This is a genomic window from Pseudonocardia sp. ICBG1142 (assembly GCF_020496255.1).
Taxonomy (GTDB): Bacteria; Actinomycetota; Actinomycetes; order Mycobacteriales; family Pseudonocardiaceae; genus Pseudonocardia.
Map to the genome: position 1 here is coordinate 439029 of NZ_JAHLJC010000004.1, position 20187 is coordinate 459215.

Sequence of the window (20187 nt, forward strand, 5' to 3'; positions counted from 1 at the left end):
GTGGTCTCCTTGTGCGTGGTCGTCGGGCGGGTCAGCGGGCGAGGGACGGGACGTCGGAGCCGCCGAACTCGAGGGCGGCGTCGAGCAGCCAGTCCGCGAGGTAGCCGGCGAACGAGCTGCGCACGTGCAGGTCGAACACCGCTCCCCCGTCGGCGTCGGACCGGTCGTCGCGGGCCAGCAGGAGCACGGCGGCCCGGCCGAGCAGCGTCTGGGCGCTGCTCCCGGCCGGGAACGAGCGCGGGTGCAGGTCGAGCGCGCAGCCGAAGGACAGCAGCTCGCGGGCGAGCCGGCCGCCGATCCGCAGGACGACGCGCTGGGCGGAGGTGTCGGTCGCGGCGCCCCCGACGCCGGTGTCCCCGGCGACGAGTGCGCGCAGCGCGGCCTCGCCGACGCCCCGGTTCCCGGTGTGGCTGGTGACCAGCCACTCGTCGGGGCCGAGCCAGACGACCTCGCCGTCACCGGTGTCGACCCAGGTGTTGGGCCGGACCGGCAGCGGGACCCCGAGCGCGGCGTCGACACCGGCACGGGCCGGTGCGGACGGGTCGAGCCGCAGCGTCACCGACTGCGCGACCGGGAGCACCTCGACCGTGAGATCGCCCCGGGTGTCGCGGGACAGGGCGGCCAGCGCCGGGACGTGGGCGTCGAGCGGGTGGGTCGTGGGCAGCGGGATCGACTCAGCCGTCACGGCGGGCTCCTTCCGGGTCGACGAGGACGGGTCCGGTGATCTCGACCGGGACCAGCGCCCCCTGGTGCGGGACGTGCACGACGTCGCCGATGCGGTCGCGGCCACCCGTGAGCAGGGCCAGGGCGAACGGCCGCTCCAGCTCCGCAGACAGGTAGCTGGAGGTGACGTGGCCGAGCATCGGGACCGGCGGCGGGGGCAGGGTGCCGTCGGGGGAGAACTCGACGATCTGCGCGCCCTCCGGCAACCGGGTGCCGCGGTCGGTCGGGAGCAGCCCGACCAGGTGCTTGCGCATCGGGTCGGTGTTGGAGGCGCGGGCGAAGGAGCGCTTGCCGACGAAGTCGACCTTCTTCTTCGACACCGCCCAGCTCATCCCCAGGTCGTGCGGGGAGACGGTGCCGTCGGTGTCCTGCCCGATGATCGGGTAGCCCTTCTCGGCGCGCAGGACGTGCATCGTCTCGGTGCCGTAGGGGGTGATCCCGTACGGCTCGCCGGCCGCGATCAGCCGCACCCAGACGGCCAGGCCGTACCGGGCGTCGACGTTGACCTCGAAGGCCAGCTCGCCGGAGAAGGAGATCCGGGCCAGCCGGACCCCGACGCCGTCGAGCTCGGTGTCGCGCCAGGTCATGAACTCGAACGCCGCGGCGGAGGCGTCGACACCGGGGAACACGGCGGAGATCACGTCGCGCGAGCGGGGCCCGACGACCGGGAACACCGCCCAGTGCTCGGTGACCGACGTGAGGTTCACCTTCAGGTGCGGCACCTCGGTCTGGCGCCAGTCCTCGAGGTGGTCCAGCACCGAGGCCGCGCCGCCGGTGGTCGTGGTGAGCAGGAACCGGTCCTCGGCGATGCGCAGCACGGTGCCGTCGTCGGTGACCATGCCGTCGTTGCCGCACATGACGCCGTAGCGGACGCGGCCGACCTTCAGGCTGCTCATCAGGTTCGTGTAGACGAGGTCGAGGAACTGCCCCGCGTCCGGCCCCTGGACGTCGATCTTGCCCAGGGTGGAGCCGTCCATGATCGCGACGCCGCGGCGGGCCGCAGCGCACTCGCGCAGCACGGCGGCGTCCATGTCCTCCCCGGCCAGCGGGTAGTGGCGCGGTCGCTTCCACTGGCCGACGTCCTCGAACACCGCGCCGTGGGCGACGTGCCACGGGTGCACCGCGGTGGTGCGGACCGGGTCGAACAGGTCCCCGCGCTCGCGGCCGGCGAGCGCGGCGAACGACACCGGGGTGTAGGGCGGGCGGAACGTGGTGGTCCCGAGGTCGCCCGCCGGGCGGCCCAGCAGCTCCGCGGTGATCCCGGAGGCGATGGTGCCGGAGGTCTTCCCCTGGTCGTGGGCGGTGCCGATGGTGGTGTAGCGCTTCACGTGCTCCACCGAGCGCAGCCCGGCGCCGACGGCCCGCTCGATGTCGGCCACCGTCGCGTCACGCGCGATATCGACGAACTGGCGCGTGGAGTCGCCCGCGGTGCGCCACAGCACCAGGCCGGGGGTGCGCGCCGGCTCGGGTGCCGAGCTCGGGGCGTCGCCGCCCGCGCCGTCGTACAGGCAGCCGGCCAGGTCGAGGGTGCCGTTGGCGGCGCCGATCACCTCGGTGCCCGCGACCGCGGCGCCGGGGCGGAAGGCGCCCAGGCCCGCGTCGTAGACGAGCTGGCCGCGGACGTGGCTGAACAGGTGCGCGGTCGGCGTCCAGCCGCCGGAGACCAGCAGCAGGTCGCACGCCAGCACCTCGGTGCCGTCCCCGGTCGCGACGTGCGCGGCGGACACCCGTCCCGCGTCGTCGCCGTCGGAGCCGACGACGGTGGCCCCGGCGCGCAGGGTCACCCCGGCCTCGGTGCACTCCCGCGCGCGCTCGGCGGGCAGCTCGGAGCGGGCGTCGACGAGGGTCACCCGGGCGCCGGCACCGGCCAGGTCGGCGGCGGCGAGGTAGGCGGCGTCGTCGGTGGTGAACACGACGACCTCGCGGCCGGCGAGCACGCCGTAGCGGTGCAGGTACTCGCGCGCCGCGGAGGCGAGCATGACGCCCGGCCGGTCGTTGTCGGCGAACACCACGGGGCGCTCGATCGCGCCGGCCGCGACGACGACCTTCCCGGCGCGGATGCGGTGCACCCGCTGGCGGGACCGGTGCGCCGGGGCTGTGCCGAGGTGGTCGGTGCCGGTGCTCGTGCGCCGCTCCAGGGCCAGGACGAACCCGTCGTCGTAGTGGCCGAAGGCGGTGGTGCGCTGCAGGTGGTGCACCTCGGGGTTCTCGGCCAGCTCGGCGACGACGTCGGCGACCCAGCGGTGCGCGGCGCGGCCGTCGATCCGGTCGGTCGGGACGAGCGAGCCGCCGGCCTCCGGACGGTCGTCGACGAGCACCACGCGGTCGCCGCGGCGGGCCGCGGTGCGCGCGGCGAGCAGCCCGGCCGGGCCGGCGCCGACCACCAGGGTGTCGCAGTGGGCGTGGCGGCGGTCGTACCGCGCGGTGTCGGGCACCGTCGCCAGCCGGCCCTGCCCGTTCAGCCCGCGGGCGACCAGGCCGTCGTACAGCTCGACGGTGGCGGCCTGCAGCATCGGCTCGGGGAACGGCTCCTCGATCTGCACGAGGCCGACCGGGTCCTCGGTCCAGGCCCCGCCGATGCCGCGGGGGCGGCCGAGCTTGACCGAGCCGCCGAGCACGGTGACGCCGTGCGCGAGCAGTGCCGAGGCGAGCGTGTCGCCCGGGTGACCGGTGTAGGTGGTGCCGTCGAAGACGAAGGTCAGTGTACGGGTGCGGTCGATGCGCCCGTACCCGTCGATGCGGGTCATGTGCGGGTCCCCGGGATCTGCGGCCGGGCCTCGCCCATCGGGTAGACGGCGAGGAACCGGTAGGTGTGGGTGTCGCGGACGGCGTTGAACCAGCGGCGGCAGCCCGCGGAGTGGCTCCAGCGCTCGGCGAACGGGCCCTTCGGGTTGTCCCGGAAGAACACGTAGTGCGCCCACTGCTCGTCGTCGAGCTCGGCCGGTGCGGCCGGGTACGCGACGTGGGCCTGTCCGCCGTAGTGGAACTCGACCTCCTCGCGGGGGCCGCACCAGGGGCAGTCGATGAGTTGCACGTCGGGCTCCTAGTGGGCGACGCCGGCGGCGCCGTGCTCGTCGACGAGCGCGCCGGTGACGAACCGGTCGAGGGCGAACGGGGCGATGTGCGGGTGCAGCTCGTCGGTGGCGATGGTGTGGGCCAGGCACCAGCCCAGCCCGGGGGTCACCTTGAACCCACCGGTCCCCCAGCCGGAGTTGACCAGCACGTTCGTGTACGGCGTGCGGCCCACGATCGGCGACGCGTCCGGGGTGACGTCGACGATGCCCGCCCAGCTGCGCAGCAGGTGCGCCCGGGCGAACACCGGGAACAGCTCGACCGCGGCGGCCATCTGGCGCTCGATGATGTGGAAGGCGCCGCGCTGGCCGTAGCCGTTGTAGGAGTCGACGCCGGCGCCCATCACGAGCTCGCCCTTGTGCGCCTGGGAGACGTAGACGTGCACCGCGTTCGACATGACGATCGTCGGGTGCACCGGCTCCAGCAGCTCGGACACCAGCGCCTGCAGCGGGTGCGACTGCAGCGGGGTGTCGACGCCGAGCCGGTCGAGCAGGGTCGAGGTGTGCCCGGCCGCGCAGAGCGCGACCTGCCCGCAGGCGATGTCGCCCCGGCTGGTCCGGATCCCGGTGACCCGGGCCGTGCCGTCCTCGACGGAGCCCTCGGTGACGAAGTCCAGCACCTCGCAGTCCTGGATGAGATCCACCCCGGCCTCGTCGGCGCGGCGGGCGAAGCCCCAGGCCACGTAGTCGTGCTTGGCGATGCCGGCACGGGGCTGGTAGGTCGCGCCGAGCACCGGGTAGCGGATGTCGTGCGAGACGTTGACGATCGGGCAGATCTTCGCGACGTCGTCGGGGCCGAGGTACTCGGCGTCGATCCCGTTGAGCTTGTTCGCCTCGACCCGGCGGACCGAGTCGCGCACGTCCTGCTCGGTGTGGGCGAGGTTCAGCACGCCGCGCTGGGAGAACAGGATCGGGTAGCCGAGGTCCTCCTCCAGCCCCTCCCACAGCTTCAGGGCGTGCTCGTAGATGAAGGCCGACTCGTCCCACAGGTAGTTCGAGCGGATGAGGGTGGTGTTGCGGGCCATGTTGCCGCCGGCCAGCCACCCCTTCTCCAGCACCGCGACGTTGGTGATGCCGTGGTTCTTGACCAGGTAGTGGGCGGTGGCCAGGCCGTGCCCGCCGCCGCCGACGATGACCACGTCGTAGGAGCGCTTCGGCTCGGGGTTGCGCCACAGGGCATCGGGGTGCTCGGGCAGGTGGGCCCCGGGGGGCGCGTTCTCGGTGCCGGGGTGCTCGGTGCTCATGCCGTCAGCTCCGGGTAGAGGGGGTGGCGGTCGGCGAGGACGGTGACGCGGGCGGCCAGCTCGTCGAGCTCGGCGTCCCCCGCGGCGGGGCGCAGCGCGCGGGCGATGATGTCGGCGACCTCGGTGAAGTCCTCGGCGCCGAAGCCGCGGGCGGCCAGTGCGGGGGTGCCGATCCGGACCCCGGAGCTCACCATCGGCGGGCGCGGGTCGAACGGGACCGCGTTGCGGTTGACGGTGATGCCGACCCGGTGCAGCCGGTCCTCGGCCTGCTTGCCGTCGAGCTCGGAGTCGCGCAGGTCGACCAGGACCAGGTGGACGTCGGTGCCGCCGGAGACCACCCCGACGCCGGGCTCCTGGACCAGCCGCTCGGCGACGATCCGGGCACCTTCCAGGGTGCGCTGCTGGCGCTCGGCGAACGCGGGCTCACCGGCCAGCTTGAACGCGACGGCCTTGGCCGCGATCACGTGCTCCAGCGGGCCGCCCTGCTGGCCGGGGAAGACCTGCGAGTTGAGCTTCTTCGCGAGCTCGGCCCGGGCCAGGATGATGCCGCCGCGCGGGCCGCCGAGGGTCTTGTGCGTGGTGCTGGTGACGATGTCGGCGTGGGGCACCGGCGACGGGTGCAGCCCGGCCGCGACGAGACCGGCGAAGTGCGCCATGTCGACCATCAGGCGGGCACCGACCGCGTCGGCGATCCGCCGGAACTCGGCGAAGTCGAGCTGCCGCGGGTAGGCCGACCACCCGGCGACGATCAGCTTGGGGCGGCGCTCGTGGGCCAGGCGCTCCACCTCGGCCATGTCGACGCGGTGGTCCTCGGCGCGGACGTGGTAGGCGGCGACGTCGTAGAGCCGGCCGGAGAAGTTGAGTCGCATCCCGTGGGTGAGGTGCCCGCCGTGCGCCAGGTCGAGACCCAGGATGGTGTCGCCCGGGTCGAGCAGCGCGGCCATGGCGGCGGCGTTGGCCTGGGCACCGGAGTGCGGCTGGACGTTGGCGTAGTCGGCGCCGAACAGCGCCTTCACCCGGTCGATGGCGAGCTGCTCGACGACGTCGACGTGCTCGCACCCGCCGTAGTAGCGGCGGCCGGGGTAGCCCTCGGCGTACTTGTTGGTGAGCACCGAGCCCTGCGCCTGCATCACGGCCAGCGGCGCGAAGTTCTCGCTGGCGATCATCTCCAGGGTGCCGCGCTGGCGACCCAGCTCGGCGGCGACGGCCGCGTGCACCTCCGGGTCCACGTCGCGCAGCGTCCCGTCGAGGACCCCCGCCGCACCGTTCGACGGACCCCGATCCACGGCGAACGTCGTCATGGGCACCTCCAGATATCTTCTCCAGCGGACTGATATATCAACTGTCTGCGTTCAGCGTCGCACGGGCGGTCCCGGCAGGTCAAGAGGCTGATCGTGGCCCGTGCGACCGGGCCGGGACACGCCTGCGGCGCAGGTCCCCACGAGGACCTGCGCCGCAGGTGACGGGCCGGGTCAGCGGATCCGTTTCGCCAGCTCCCGGCGCATCCGCCCGAAGGGCCGGGGACGGTCGACGCCGAGCACGCCGACGGCCTCGCCCTCGGCGTCGAGGAACACCGCGAGGAAGCCGCCGTCGCCCTCGGGGTCGCCGTCGTCGATCCGGACCGTGCCGTCGGCGTCCCGGTGGCCGGCGAACTGGATGTTGTGTCCGTACTGGTCGGACCAGAAGTAGGGCACCGCGTGGTGCGCGGGCAGCGAGTGCTCGGCGCCGAGCAACGCCGCGGCCGCGACGGCGGGCTGCTGCAGGGCGTTGGTCCAGTGCTCCAGACGCAGCCGGTTGCCGGTGTAGGCGCGGTGCGCGCTCGCGCAGTCCCCCACCGCCACGATCCCGGGCAGGTTGGTGCGGCCCTCGGCGTCGGTGACCACGCCGTCGTCGAGCTCGACGCCGGAGCCCTCGAGCCACTCGACGTTGGGCAGCGCGCCGATCCCGACCACGACGACGTCGGCGGGCAGCTCCCGGCCGTCGGTGAGCTCTACCCCGGTGACCCGGGGCGAACCGACGAGCCGGGCCACACCCGTCCCGAGGAGCAGCGGCACCCCGGCGGCGGTGTGCAGGCGGCCGCAGGCGGCACCCATCTCGGGCCCGAGGGCCCGCTGCAGCGGCACCGGCGCAGCCTCGACGATCGTGACGTCCAGACCGAGGCCGTGTGCGGTCGAGGCGACCTCGGCGCCGACGAACCCGGCACCGATCACCACCAGCCGCCGGCCGGGGAGGAGGTCGGCGCGCAGCGCGCGGGCGTCGTCGAGGGTGCGCAGGGTGTGCACCCCGCCGGGCAGCTCGCCCGGCAGGTTCCGGGCGCGGGCGCCCGTGGCGAGGACGACGGCGTCGGACGAGAGGGTCGAGCCGTCGTCGAGGGTGACGGTCCGGGTCGGACCGTCGAGGGCGAGTGCGGTGCGACCGAGGCGCCAGTCGACGCCGAGCGCGGCGTCGTCGTCCTCGGTCAGGGCGATGGCGTCCTCGTCGGAGCTCCCGGCGAGGAACTCCTTGGACAGCGGAGGGCGGTCGTAGGGCGGGTGCTTCTCGTCCCCGACGACCGTGATCGTCCCGGTGAAACCCTGGGCGCGCAGGGCGCGCACGGTCGCGAGACCGGCGAGCGAGGCACCGACGACCGTGACGTCGCGCATCAGGTTCCGGCCTGTACGCCCGGACGGGCGCCGGTCGCGACGCCGGAGGCGGGGACGGACTCGACGACGTGGACCACGCCGTCGGCGACCACCACCTGGTGCGTGCGGACGGGTGTCTTCGCGGGCGGGCCACTCGGCATCCCGGTCCGCAGGTCGAAGCAGGCCGCGTGCAGCGGGCACTCCACCGCACAGTCCTCGAGCCACCCGTCGGACAGCGAGGCGTCCTGGTGGGTGCACGTGTCGTCGATCGCGTACAGATCGCCGTCGACGTTGAAGACGGCGATGGGCACCGTCCCCTGGACACGAACGGACTCCCCGACGGGGATGTCGGACAGCTCGCCCACGAAGATCATGGTTCCTCCACTGTTGCCTATCGCGAAACTCGCCATGCCATGCGCAACCGTATGGTGAGGCCGCAGGTCGCAGCCGTCAACGAGGGATTTTCTCGGCCGGCCGCGAGGGGCATCGGCGTCACGACGTGGAAATGTGAGCGGCTGCCCCCAGTGACCGAAAGGGCCCGGAAACCGGCACCGGCACATTCCGGGCCGCCCGTCGACGAAAGATATATCACTCGTGGACACGTGACACCATGGCCGCGAGAATGATGGTGTGGCGATACTGCATCGCCACGTCGGCGTGGCTGCCGCGACGCGGCCGATCGATCCGAGGGGGACCATGACCGAGGGACCGCGCAGGCCCCGACGTCGCGGTCCGGTCGCGGTCGAGGAGGAGCGCACTGTCCGCCGGGCGGCTGCGGCGGCATCGGTCGGAAACATCGCCGAGTGGTACGACTTCGGCCTCTTCTCCTTCCTCTCCGCGGTGGTGCTGAACCGGGTCTTCTACCCGGAGGCCGGCGAATGGTCGCTGACACTGACGCTGGCGACGTTCGCGGTCGCGTTCGTCGTCCGGCCGCTCGGCGGGTTCGTGTTCGGCCCGCTCGGGGACCGGATCGGCCGCACCCGGGTGCTCGCGTTCACGGTCCTGCTGATGACCGTCGCGACGCTCGCGCTGGGCCTCGTGCCCTCCTACGAGACGGCGGGGGTCGCCGCGCCGCTGCTGGTGCTGCTCATCCGGATGCTGCAGGGCTTCTCCGCGGGCGGGGAGTACACCGGTGCGCTGACCCTGGTCGCGGAGTACGCGCCCGACCGCCGTCGCGGGTTCTTCGGCAGCTGGCTCGAGTTCGGCACGATCACCGGCTACATGCTCGGCGCGGGTGTCTGCGGCGCGCTCGTCGCGGTGCTGCCCGAGCAGGACCTGCTCGACTGGGGCTGGCGGATCCCGTTCCTGCTCGCCCTCCCCCTCGGGATAGCCGGCATCTACCTGCGGATGCGCCTGGAGGACACCCCGGCGTTCCGGCAGCTGATGGAACGCTCCCCCGCGCTCGCGACGATGCCCTACCGGCGGGCGATGCAGATCCTGGTCCGCCGCTACCGGGTGCCGGCCCTGGTGACCGCGGCGCTGGCCGTCGCCTGGAACGTCACCAACTACGTGCTGACCAACTACATGCCCACCTACCTGACCGGAACGCTCCCCCGGCACGGCCAGCACGGTGCCTCCGGGGCCGCCACCGGCGCCATGCTCGTCGCGGTCATGCTGCTCATGCCGTGCGTGATCACCGGGGTGGGCAGGCTCAGCGACCGGATCGGCCGCAAACCGGTCCTGATGGTCACGAGCCTGACCCTCGTGGCCGTCGGACTGCCCGCGGTCTGGCTGATGCGCGACGGCATGGTCGGCCAGTTCGTCGGACTGCTGCTGATGGCCGTGGTCCTGGTCGGCTTCGCCGCGGTGCTGCCCTCGACACTGCCCGCGCAGTTCCCGACCATGGTCCGCTACGGCGGCCTGGGCGTGGTGTTCAACCTGTCGGTGTCGCTGTTCGCGGGCACCGCACCGACGCTGATCGAGACCGCCGTGACCGCCACCGGCAACCTCGACTGGCCGGGGTACTTCCTCGTCGCCGCAGGTCTGGTCGGCGTCGTCGCCGTGGTGTTCCTGCCCGAGTCCGCGGGCCGACCGCTGGCCGGCGCGGCACCGCTGACCTCCAGCGCGGACCTGCCCCCGCCGCCGATGTCGGCCGACGGCATCCCGCTCGAGCAGCCGTACGATCACACGCACTGACCCACCCGCGGCACCGGTGCGGGCCGACCCGCGCCCCCTCTTGGCACGACTGATATATCAGTCTAACATCGTCGGCATGACCAGAGCCCGGCGTGGATCGGAGCGACCGTGAGCATCTCCGTGTTCGACATGTTCAAGGTCGGCATCGGCCCGTCCAGCTCGCACACCGTGGGGCCGATGCGGGCCGCGTCCCGCTTCGTCGGGCGGCTGCGGGCCTCGGGCGACCTGACCCGGACGGCGTCGGTGCGGGTGGAGCTCTTCGGTTCGCTCGGCGCGACCGGGCACGGCCACGGCAGTGTGAAGGCGGTCGTGCTGGGCCTGGCCGGGCACGAGCCGCACCTGGTCGATCCGGTCGCCGCCGACCCGATGGTCGAGCGGGTGCGCGCCGAGGGCCGGATCCGCCTCGGCGGCGAGCACGAGATCGTCTTCGCCGCCGACGACGACGTCGTCCTGCACCGGCGCCGTCGGCTCGACTTCCACTCCAACGGCATGCTCTTGCAGGCCTTCGACGCCGACGGCGCCGTCCTCGACAAGCGCGAGTACTACTCGGTCGGCGGCGGCTTCGTCCTCGACTCCGACGAGGCGGGCCGCCCCGTCCTGGTGGAGGACGCGACCCCGGTCGCGTACCCCTTCACCACCGGCGACGAGCTGCTCGGCCTCACCCGCACCCACGGGCTGTCGATCTCCGACATCATGCTGGCCAACGAGCTGTCCCGGCGCTCCGAGGACGTGGTGCGCAGCGAGCTGCTGCACATCTGGTCGGTGATGCAGGAGTGCGTCGATCGCGGCGCCCGCACCGGCGGCACGCTGCCCGGCGGGCTCAGGGTCCGGCGCCGGGCGATGGCGCTGCGCGAGCGTCTGGAGGCGGCGACCGGCGAGCCGGACGCGCTGCACGCGATGGAGTGGGTAACCCTCTACGCCCTCGCCGTGAACGAGGAGAACGCGGCGGGCGGGCGCGTGGTCACCGCCCCCACCAACGGCGCCGCCGGGATCGTCCCGGCCGTGCTGCACTACGCGGAGCGCTTCCTGCCCGGCTTCGACGACGACTCCGTCGTCCGGTTCCTGCTCACCGCGGGAGCGGTCGGGCTGCTGTTCAAGGAGAACGCCTCGATCTCCGGCGCCGAGGTCGGCTGCCAGGGCGAGGTCGGGTCGGCCTGCGCGATGGCGGCCGCCGGGCTCGCGGAGATCATGGGCGCCACCCCCGAGCAGGTCGAGAACGCCGCCGAGATCGGCATCGAGCACAACCTGGGTCTGACCTGCGACCCGGTCGGCGGACTGGTGCAGATCCCGTGCATCGAACGGAACGCGGTCGCCTCGATCAAGGCCATCACCGCGGCACGGATGTCGGCGCACGGGGACGGGATGCACCACGTCTCGCTGGACAAGGCCATCAAGACGATGCGGGAGACGGGTGCGGACATGAAGGACAAGTACAAGGAGACCGCCCGCGGTGGTCTCGCACTGAACATCGTCGAGTGCTGAGCCGTGTTCTCCGATCAGGACGACCTGGAGCGGTTCCTGCTGTCGCGGCCGGCGACCGGGCGCCGCAACGGCACCGCGCCCGACGCGCCCCGGGAGCGCACCCGCGAGGTGCTGGCCGGGCTGGGTGACCCGCAGGAGGCCGTGCGGACCGTGCACGTCGCGGGGACGGCGGGCAAGGGGTCGGTGTGCGCGTTCGTCGCGTCGCTGCTGACCCGGCACGGGTTCCGGGTCGGGGTGCAGGCCTCGCCGCACGTCTACGGCATCCGCGAGCGGTTCCGCCTCGGTGACCTCCCGGGCCGCGCGGACGTGCTCGACGACCGGCTCGCCGCCGTCGCGGGCTCGGTGGCCGCGGTCGAGGCGCGCCGGGGTGAGCGCTGCTCGTTCTTCGAGGTGGTGACCGCACTCGGGTTCGCCGCCGTCGCCGGGCGAGCCGACTACGCCGTCGTCGAGACCGGCATCGGGGGCCGGCTGGACCCGACGAACGTCGTCGCCCGCACGGACAAGCTGGCCGTGCTCACCGCGATCGGCATGGACCACGTCGACATGCTCGGCAGCACGCTCGGCGAGATCGCGACGCAGAAGGCCGGGATCCTGCCGGTCGGCGGCCGCGCGGTGCTGGCCCGTGGGGGCCCCGAGACCGACGCGGCGGTGGCCAGGGAGGCGGCGCGGCGCGACACCCTGGTCGACGTCGTGGACGTCGCCGCCGCGGCCGCGCTGGCCCGGATCGGTCCGGGCGGGACCACCGTGGACCTGGCCGGCTGGTCGGACGTGCCGCTGGGCCTGCACGGCAGGCACCAGGCCGGGAACGCGGTGCTGGCCCTGCACGCGGTGTCGGTGCTGGCCCGACGCGACGGCTGGCGGCTCGATCCGCTCGCCGTCCGCCAGGGGCTGGCGCTGACCTCGCTGCCGGGGCGGTTCGAGCGGCGCACCGTCGCCGGGACCCCGGTGGTGCTCGACGGTGCGCACGACGCTCTGAAGCTGTCCGCGCTGGCCACCACGGTGGCCGAGACCCACCCGGGCGCCCCGGTGACCTGGGTGCTGGCGCTGGCCAGGGACAAGGACCTGGGCGAGGCCGTCCGGGCGGTTGCCGGGGCCGGGGCGCGGGTCGTCGCGACCGGGCTGCCGGGCGGGGAGCACCCGTCGCGGCACTGGAGCCCGTCCGAGATCGCCGCGGCGGCGACGGCGGCCGGGGTGTCCGCCGTCGCCGTCGCGGACCCGGCCGACGCCGTCGACCACGCGCTGGCCACCGGCGGGGGCGACCCCGTGGTGGTGACCGGGTCGTTCCGGCTGCCCGGCGCGGTCGCGTCGCGGCTGGACCGCGCGGCCGTCCCCGAGGGGCAGCCGGCATGACGATCACCGAGGACGTGTTCGTGGACTTCGACAGCCCGCGGTCGCTGGCCGACCGGGCCTACGTGGCCATCCGGGACCAGCTGATCATGCTGGAGATCCCGCCGCTGGCCCCGATCGACGACGAGGCCCTCTCGACCCGGCTCGGCCTGGGCCGCACCCCGGTGCGCGAGGCGCTCAAGCGGCTGGAGACCGAGCGGCTCGTCGTGTCCTATCCGCGACGCGGGACGTTCGCGACCGCCGTCGACATCTCCGACCTGCGCGACGTCGGCGAGGTACGGACGGTGCTGGAGCCGACCGCTGCCCGGCGGGCCGCCACCGTCGCCCCGGCGTGGCGGCGCGAGGAGCTGCGTGAGCTGGCCGGGCGGGTCGCCGCCCTCGAGGCGCCGCGGATGAGCCGGATCGAGCTCATGCGGTGGGACGTGACGGTGCACCGGTCGGTCTACCGGGCCGCCGGGAACCCGTACCTGGAGGACACGCTCACCCGCTATTACCACCTGGCCACCCGGATCCACTGCCTGTTCGTCGACCGGATGGACCAGGTCGGCCACCACGTGCACGAGCACATCGCGCTGCTGGAGGCGATCGCCGACGGCGACGCCGACCGCGCCGAGGCCGTCAGCCGCGAGCACGTCCTCGGCTTCGAGACCGCCGTCCGCGCGGTCCTCTGAACCCGCTCCCCTACGGAAAGGAACCCACTGTGCCGCAGCGTGTCCAGGGCGTCGTCGCCCTCGAGAAGGGCAAGCCGGTCTCGGTCGAGACGATCATCGTCCCGGATCCCGGCCCCGGTGAGGCCGTGGTGAAGATCCAGGCCTGCGGGGTCTGCCACACCGACCTGCACTACAAACTCGGCGGCATCAACGACGAGTTCCCCTTCCTCCTCGGCCACGAAGCCGCCGGCATCGTCGAAACCGTCGGCGACGGCGTCACCGACATCGCCCCCGGCGACTACGTCGTCCTCAACTGGCGCGCCGTCTGCGGACAGTGCCGCGCCTGCAACAAGGGCAAGCCCCAGTACTGCTTCGACACCCACAACGCCACCCAGAAGATGACCCTCGACGACGGCACCGAACTGTCCCCCGCCCTCGGCATCGGCGCCTTCATCGAGAAGACCCTCGTCCACTCCGGACAATGCACCAAGGTCAACCCCGACGCCGACCCGAAAGCCGCCGGCCTCCTCGGCTGCGGCGTCATGGCCGGCCTCGGCGCCGCCATCAACACCGGCGGCGTCGGGCGCGGTGACTCCATCGCCGTCATCGGCTGCGGCGGCGTCGGCGACGCCGCCATCGCCGGCGCCAAGCTCGCCGGCGCCACCACGATCATCGCCGTCGACACCGACCCGCGGAAACTCAAGTGGGCCGAAGAGTTCGGCGCCACCCACACCGTCAACGCCACCGAACAGGATCCGGTCGAGTTCATCCAGTCCGTGACCGACGGCAACGGCGCCGACGTCGTCATCGACGCCGTCGGACGACCCGAAACCTACAAGCAGGCCTTCTACGCCCGCGACCTCGCCGGCACCGTCGTCCTCGTCGGCGTCCCCACCCCCGACCTGCACGCCCCCCAGATCCCGCTCATCGACTACTTCGGCCGCGGCGGCGCCCTCAAATCCTCCTGGTACGGCGACTGCCTCCCCTCACGCGACTTCCCCACCTACATCGACCTCTACCTCCAAGGCCGCTTCCCCCTCGACAAGTTCGTCACCGAAACCATCGGCATCGACGACATCGAAACCGCCTTCGACAAAATGCACGCCGGCGAGGTCCTGCGCTCGGTCGTGATCCTCTGATGGCCCCGACCGAGACCCCGATCGACCACGTCGTGACCTCCGGCACGTTCAACCTCGACGGCGGATCCTTCGACGTCGACAACAACGTCTGGATCATCGGCGACGACCGCGAAGTGTTCGTCATCGACGCCGCCCACGACGCCGACGCCATCACCCACGCCGTCGGCGACCGCACCGTGAAGGCGATCGTGTGCACCCACGCCCACGACGACCACATCAACCAAGCACCCACCCTCGCCGACCGCTTCGACGCACCGATCCTGCTCAACCCCGCCGAACACGTCCTGTGGGACATGACCTGGCCCGACCGCACACCCGACCAGGAACTGTCCGACGGGCAGACCCTGACCGCGGGCGGGATCGACCTACGCGTCCTGCAGACCCCCGGCCACTCACCCGGCTCGTCCTGCCTCTACGCACCCGAACTCGGCATCGTGTTCACCGGCGACACCCTGTTCCACGGCGGACCCGGCGCCACCGGACGCTCCTACTCATCGTTCGACACCATCATCGAATCCATCCGCACCACCCTGCTCACCCTCCCCGCCGACACCCGCGTCCGCACCGGACACGGCGACCCCACCACCATCGGAGACGAAGCACCCCACCTCGACGAATGGATCCGCAACCGATCCTGACCCGACACCCCCACCGCGGCCCGGCCCCTCACACCCGGGGCCGGGCCGCAGCGGTTCCTACACCGAGATGCAGCTCAGCGGGCTCGGACGAGCCACGGACCCCGCTGAGCTGCATCTCGGTGCGGGTCGGCATCGACGGTTCGGACCCACCCGGCCGACGCACCCCGCCCCAGCGGCCGTCAACTCCGCGGCCTGACCATCGTCGACGCCGAGATGCAGCGCAGCGGGGCACGGAGATCCACAACTCCCCCTGAGCTGCATCTCGGCGACCGACCACCGGCACCGGAGCAGGCCCGACAGGGACACGCCGGACGAAGCGGCGGACCGGGTACTCCACGAACATCGGCTGGCCACCCACGACCTGCGACGATGACGCCAGCCGTGCCGCGCACAGCGCTACGCCCGCCGGTCCGCCCGCAGCACTGAACCGCGTCGTGACCGCGGCCGGGAGCCGGACGGGCTGAGCACGCCGTACGGCGCGACGGCCCGGGCACGGTGACCAGAGAGTGAGCCGGTCCGGGCGCGCAGCCGCCGGGGCGGGACCCCGCACCCAGCCGGAGAGCGGGACGAGCCGAGGCGGGCGCGCGGACGCCCCGGGTCTGCACTCGCAGGGAAGACCTGCGTCGAGATGCAGCTCAGCGGGCTCGCGCGAGCCACGGACCCCGCTGAGCTGCATCTCGACGAGCGGCCGAGCAGACAGCGCGGAACGAGCGGCAGCGCCGAACGAGGGGCGGCGCCGAACGAGGGGCGGCGCCGAACGAGGGGCGGCGCCGAACGAGGGGCGGCCGAGGGCGAGGGGCGGCCGAGGGCGAGGGGCGGCCGAGGGCGAGGGGCGGCCGAGGGCGAGGGGCGGCCGAGGGCGAGGGGCGGGGGCCGTGACGGCGCACGGCCCCCGGCGGGCTCAGCCCCGGAAGCGGAACGGGGCGAGCTTCTCGGCCAGCTCGACCGGGTCGCCGTCCTCGCCCGGGGCGTGGTGGAAGCCCTCGGCCTCGGCGAGACCGATCAGCCGGCGCTCGTCGAACAGGCCGCAGACGTAGCGGACGGTGTCCTCGCCGATGTCGGTGACCGCGACGCGGAGCTGGTAGATGCCCGGGTAGTAGACCTCCTCGAGGTACTGCACCGACAGCGACGACGGGGACAGCCCGTCGAGCGGGCCGCCCGCCGGGTAGCCGAGCACGTCGGAGTGCAGCTCGGCGAGGCCGTCGAGGTACCAGGCGGCCAGCGCGACGTTGTTGACGTGGCGGTTGGTGTCCAGGTCGGTGAAGCGGGTCCGCACGTCCCAGCGGAACGGGTAGTTCTCACGGACCGCGCGGGCCTCACCGCGGTCGGGACGGCTCGGGGCCGGGGCGTCGATGCGCAGCGTCGTCAGGGCGCCGCGGACCTCGTCGGTCAGCGGGGCCGGGGCGGTGCCGTCGGTGTGCACCGAGGTGGACTCGCCGGTGGCGACGCACTCGTCGCCGGCGAAGACCGCGTAGCGGTAGGAGAACGACGTGGTGCCGATGTGGCTGACGCCGACGCCGATCCGGTAGGAGCCGGCGACCCGCAGCGGGGCCAGCACGTCCACTCGGATGGCGGCGAGCAGCAGTCGTACGCGGGACTGCAGGCGGGCGACGAGGTCGGCGCCGAAGGTGTCGCGCTCGACGGCGACGCGGGCGTCCTCGAACCAGCGCACCAGGGCGTCGCGGCCGATCCGGCGGCTCGGGTCGAGGTCGGCGTACCGGGCCTCGTGCTCGATCAGCACCGGGAACATCCCGGGCTCGGGCACGGTCGGCGTGGTGATGGTTGCTGTCACCCCTCCATCGTGACGCTGTGTCGCCGCTCACCGGTAACCGGCCGTCGGATATCACACCTGGTGAGCTGTCCGGATACACCGGGTGCGCGGTCCCGGGTGCCGGGCGGCCCGGTCACGGCCGGGCCTGTCGGAGGTGCTCGGTAACCTGCCGGACGTGCCTCCCCCCTCGACGGCCCCCGTGCGTACCCAGGACCTGCCCGGTGTGCACGAGCTGCTCGAGGTGGCCGTCACCTCGGTCGGCGGTGCGCGCCGCGAGGGTCAGGACCGGATGGCCGACGCGGTGCGCCGCTCGCTGTCGTCCGGGGAGCACCTGGCCGTGCAGGCGGGCACCGGCACCGGGAAGTCGCTGGCCTACCTCGTGCCCGCCATCCGGCACGCGATCGCCCGTGACACCACGGTCGTGGTCTCGACGGCGACGATCGCGCTCCAGCGCCAGCTCGTGGACCGGGACCTGCCGCGCGTCGCGAAGAGCCTGAAGCAGGTGCTGGGGCGCGAGCCCACGTTCGCCATCCTCAAGGGGCGGCGCAACTACCTGTGCATGAACAAGCTGCACGGGGACATGGGAGACACCGCCGACGAGGCGGACCAGCTGTTCGACGCGTTCGCCATCTCGGCGCTCGGGCGGCAGGTGAAGCGGCTGCACGAGTGGTCCTCGGACACCGAGACCGGGGACCGCGACGAGCTGGTCCCCGGCGTCCCGGACTCCGCGTGGCGGCAGGTGTCGGTGACGGCGCGGGAGTGCCTGGGCGCGAGCCGCTGCCCGGTCGGTGAGGACTGCTTCGCGGAGAAGGCGAAGGCCGAGGCGGGTCGGGCGGACATCGTCGTCACCAACCACGCGCTGCTCGCGATCGACGCGATGGGCGAGGCGCAGGTGCTGCCCGAGCACGACGTCGTGATCGTCGACGAGGCGCACGAGCTGGTGGACCGGGTGACCGGCGCGGCGACTGCCGAGCTCACCGCGGGCACGGTCGCGACCGCGGCCCGGCGCTGCGGCAAGCTCGTCGACCAGGACACCGCGGACCGGCTCGCGGAGGCCGGTGAGGGCCTGGCGGCGGTGCTGGAGGACATGCCCCCCGGGCGCTGGGAGTCGCTGTCCACCGCCGCCGCGGGCGCGCTGAACGCCATCCTGTCGGCCGGGGCGGGCTGCCGGCAGGCGATGGGCGCGAACAAGCGCAGTGACGACTCCGACCCGGAGGGCGCGGCCGCCCGCAAGCTCGCCCAGGCCGTGCTCGACGAGGTCGTCGACACCGCCGCGCGGCTGCTGGAGACGTTCAAGGAGACAGACGCGGCCAAGCGCCGTGACGTCGTCTGGCTGGGGGAACAGGGGCCGGACGGGTCCCGGCACAAGGTGCTGCGGGTCGCACCGCTGTCGGTGGGCGGGCTGCTGCGCGAGCGGCTGTTCAACACCCGCACCACCGTGCTGACCTCGGCGACGCTGGCCCTGGGCGGGTCGTTCGACGCGCTGGCCCGGCAGTGGGGCCTGCCCGCCGCGCAGCCCAAGGGGGCCGGCTCCACCCCGCCGTCGAGCGTCGACGAGGGGCACGGCCCCGTCCAGGACCCGGAGGCGCCGCGCTGGCAGGGCCTCGACGTCGGCTCGCCGTTCGCGCACGCCAAGTCCGGGATCCTCTACCTGGCGCGCCGGCTGCCCAACCCGGGCCGCGACGGGCTGGCGCCGGAGACCCTCGAGGAGATCGAGGGACTCGTGCGCGCCGCCGGGGGCCGCACGCTGGGTCTGTTCTCCTCCACCCGCGCGGCGAAGCAGGCCACCGAGGCCCTGCGCGGAAAGCTCGACACGCCCCTGCTGTGCCAGGGCGACGACTCCACGATGCTGCTGGTCAAGCGGTTCGCCGAGGACCCGGAGACCTCGCTGTTCGGCACGCTGTCGCTGTGGCAGGGCGTCGACGTGCCCGGCCCGTCGCTGTCCTGCGTGATCATCGACCGGATCCCGTTCCCCCGCCCGGACGACCCGCTGGTCGCGGCGCGGCAGAAGGCCACCGACGCCCGGGGCGGCAACGGTTTCCTGTCGGTGTCGGCGACGCACGCGGCGCTCCTGCTCGCCCAGGGCGCCGGACGGCTGCTGCGCGCCACCGACGACCGCGGCGTCGTCGCCATCCTGGACCCGCGGATCGCGACCGCGCGCTACGGCGGGTTCCTGCGGGCGAGCCTGCCCCCGTTCTGGGAGACCAGCGACCGCGAGAAGGTGCACGGCGCGCTGCGCCGGCTGCGCGGGTCCTCGTGACCGGCTCCATACGGCGGACGACCCTCCTCCCGAGATAGGTTGTGCACAATCAATGAAATCGGAGGAGTACCCATGGCGAACTACACGACCGAGGCCACCTCGACCGGCGGCGGCCGCGACGGCCACATCCGCAGCGAGGACGGCTTCATCGACCAGGACCTGAAGATGCCGCCGGAGCTGGGCGGCCCCGGCGGCGCCACCAACCCCGAGCAGCTCTTCGCCGCCGCCTACGCGGCCTGCTTCCACGGCGCGCTGCGGCTGGCGGCCCGGAAGGCGAAGGTCGCCGTCCCGGACGACGCACAGGTCACCGCGACCATCCAGCTGCAGCCCGACGACGTGAGCTTCCACGTCGCCGCCGACATCACCGCCCACCTGCCGGGCCTGGAGCAGTCGGCCGCCGACGAGCTGGTCGAGGCGGCGCACCAGGTGTGCCCCTACTCCAAGGCGACCCGCGGCAACATCGAGGTCACCCTCACCGCCACGGTCTGATCAGGGACCGTCCGGCGCCGGGATCTCGAAGGCGTTGAGCAGCGCCGACACCGACAGGTACATGCCGGTCAGGTGGACGGCGTCGAGCACCCCGTCGCGGCCGAGCGCGGCCTCGGCCGCGGCGTAGGTGTCGTCGGTGACCCGGTGGGTGCGGACCAGCTCGTCGACGAACCGGTGCACGACGAGCTCGTCGCCGGTCAGCACCTGGGCCGCGGTGCCGTCGAGCAGGGCCTGCACCGCGTTCTCGTCCAGCCCCACCGAGCGGGCGACGGCGGTGTGCGCGTACAGCTCGTAGGCGGCGCCCCAGGCCGCGCCGACGGTGAGGATGACGACCTCGCGCACGGTCGCCGGCAGGGACGACTCCTGCTGGTCGGTCGCGACCCATCGGTTGAACGCCGCACCCGGGCGCGGGCGCAGCACGAACGCGTTGAACGGGCCGATGAGGCCGCCCTCGTCGTCGGTCGCGGCGAAACCGGACTCCTCGGCCCAGCGGGCCGTGCCGGAGCGGATCCGGTCGACGGCGGCACGCTGCTCGTCGTCGAGGTCGAGGGTCTCGTTGCGGGGCAGCCGGCCGCCCCAGTTCCGGGCTCCGGCAGGCGGGTGTGTGGTCACACCC

17 protein-coding genes are annotated in these 20187 nt (G+C 73.4%); 8 read left to right on the forward strand and 9 right to left on the reverse strand.

All coding sequences use genetic code 11. The features are described from left to right. Positions 1-31: 31 nt before the first annotated feature. From KPL59_RS04560 to KPL59_RS04590, 7 genes are all read right to left on the reverse strand, one after another. Positions 32-685, reverse strand: coding sequence for a sarcosine oxidase subunit gamma (locus KPL59_RS04560; protein WP_226360027.1), 654 nt, complete (start codon positions 683-685; stop codon positions 32-34). Further along, complete coding sequence (locus tag KPL59_RS04565) at positions 675-3470, reverse strand: 2Fe-2S iron-sulfur cluster-binding protein (RefSeq protein WP_226360028.1); 2796 nt, start codon at positions 3468-3470, stop codon at positions 675-677. The genes KPL59_RS04560 and KPL59_RS04565 overlap by 11 nt, the downstream gene beginning before the upstream one ends. Further along, positions 3467-3757 carry a sarcosine oxidase subunit delta gene (locus tag KPL59_RS04570; RefSeq protein ID WP_020627387.1) on the reverse strand — a complete coding sequence of 97 codons (291 nt, stop codon included), beginning with the start codon at positions 3755-3757 and terminating at the stop codon, positions 3467-3469. Before KPL59_RS04570 ends, KPL59_RS04565 begins: the two co-directional genes overlap by 4 nt. 9 nt (positions 3758-3766) lie before the next feature. Next, complete coding sequence (locus KPL59_RS04575) at positions 3767-5038, reverse strand: sarcosine oxidase subunit beta family protein (protein WP_226360029.1); 1272 nt, start codon at positions 5036-5038, stop codon at positions 3767-3769. Beyond that, positions 5035-6339, reverse strand: a complete 1305-nt coding sequence (gene glyA, locus KPL59_RS04580) for a serine hydroxymethyltransferase (protein ID WP_226360030.1) — start codon at positions 6337-6339, stop codon at positions 5035-5037. Before glyA ends, KPL59_RS04575 begins: the two co-directional genes overlap by 4 nt. Before the next feature lie 171 nt (positions 6340-6510). Continuing rightward, positions 6511-7680, reverse strand: coding sequence for an NAD(P)/FAD-dependent oxidoreductase (locus KPL59_RS04585; protein WP_226360031.1), 1170 nt, complete (start codon positions 7678-7680; stop codon positions 6511-6513). Continuing rightward, complete coding sequence (locus tag KPL59_RS04590) at positions 7680-8033, reverse strand: bifunctional 3-phenylpropionate/cinnamic acid dioxygenase ferredoxin subunit (protein WP_020627383.1); 354 nt, start codon at positions 8031-8033, stop codon at positions 7680-7682. The genes KPL59_RS04585 and KPL59_RS04590 overlap by 1 nt, the downstream gene beginning before the upstream one ends. A 322-nt stretch (positions 8034-8355) precedes the next feature. On the opposite strand from KPL59_RS04590, the gene KPL59_RS04595 reads away from it, so the two are divergent. The 6 genes from KPL59_RS04595 to KPL59_RS04620 all read left to right on the forward strand — a co-directional run bounded on the left by KPL59_RS04595 (position 8356) and on the right by KPL59_RS04620 (position 15051). Further along, positions 8356-9795 (forward strand): MFS transporter, encoded by a 1440-nt coding sequence (locus tag KPL59_RS04595; RefSeq protein ID WP_226360032.1) that lies wholly within the window; start codon positions 8356-8358, stop codon positions 9793-9795. A 108-nt stretch (positions 9796-9903) separates the two neighbouring features. Next, a complete protein-coding gene (locus KPL59_RS04600) occupies positions 9904-11277 on the forward strand; it encodes an L-serine ammonia-lyase (RefSeq protein ID WP_226351311.1) in 1374 nt (457 codons plus the stop codon). Positions 11278-11280: 3 nt separating this feature from the next. After that, complete coding sequence (locus KPL59_RS04605) at positions 11281-12627, forward strand: folylpolyglutamate synthase/dihydrofolate synthase family protein (protein ID WP_226360033.1); 1347 nt, start codon at positions 11281-11283, stop codon at positions 12625-12627. Next, the gene (locus KPL59_RS04610) at positions 12624-13295 is read left to right on the forward strand and encodes a GntR family transcriptional regulator (protein ID WP_226351309.1); all 672 of its coding nucleotides are present in this window, start codon (positions 12624-12626) and stop codon (positions 13293-13295) included. Before KPL59_RS04605 ends, KPL59_RS04610 begins: the two co-directional genes overlap by 4 nt. Positions 13296-13324: 29 nt before the next feature. Beyond that, positions 13325-14413, forward strand: a complete 1089-nt coding sequence (locus KPL59_RS04615) for an S-(hydroxymethyl)mycothiol dehydrogenase (RefSeq protein ID WP_226360034.1) — start codon at positions 13325-13327, stop codon at positions 14411-14413. Further along, positions 14413-15051 (forward strand): MBL fold metallo-hydrolase, encoded by a 639-nt coding sequence (locus tag KPL59_RS04620; RefSeq protein WP_226351307.1) that lies wholly within the window; start codon positions 14413-14415, stop codon positions 15049-15051. Before KPL59_RS04615 ends, KPL59_RS04620 begins: the two co-directional genes overlap by 1 nt. A gap of 901 nt (positions 15052-15952) precedes the next feature. Here the strand turns inward: KPL59_RS04620 and KPL59_RS04625 are convergent. After that, entirely contained in the window at positions 15953-16843 is an 891-nt protein-coding gene (locus KPL59_RS04625; protein ID WP_226351306.1) for a thioesterase family protein, read from the reverse strand. A 178-nt stretch (positions 16844-17021) separates the two neighbouring features. Here KPL59_RS04625 and KPL59_RS04630 point away from each other — a divergent pair, with 178 nt between their 5' ends. Continuing rightward, on the forward strand, positions 17022-19082 hold the full coding sequence (locus KPL59_RS04630) for an ATP-dependent DNA helicase (protein WP_226360035.1): 2061 nt from the start codon (positions 17022-17024) through the stop codon (positions 19080-19082). Between the two features lie 72 nt (positions 19083-19154). After that, positions 19155-19571: an organic hydroperoxide resistance protein gene (locus KPL59_RS04635; RefSeq protein WP_226360036.1), complete on the forward strand. Its 417-nt coding sequence runs from the start codon at positions 19155-19157 to the stop codon at positions 19569-19571. Here the strand turns inward: KPL59_RS04635 and KPL59_RS04640 are convergent, their stop codons facing one another. Further along, positions 19572-20183: a carboxymuconolactone decarboxylase family protein gene (locus KPL59_RS04640; protein WP_226351304.1), complete on the reverse strand. Its 612-nt coding sequence runs from the start codon at positions 20181-20183 to the stop codon at positions 19572-19574. Positions 20184-20187 lie beyond the last annotated feature (4 nt).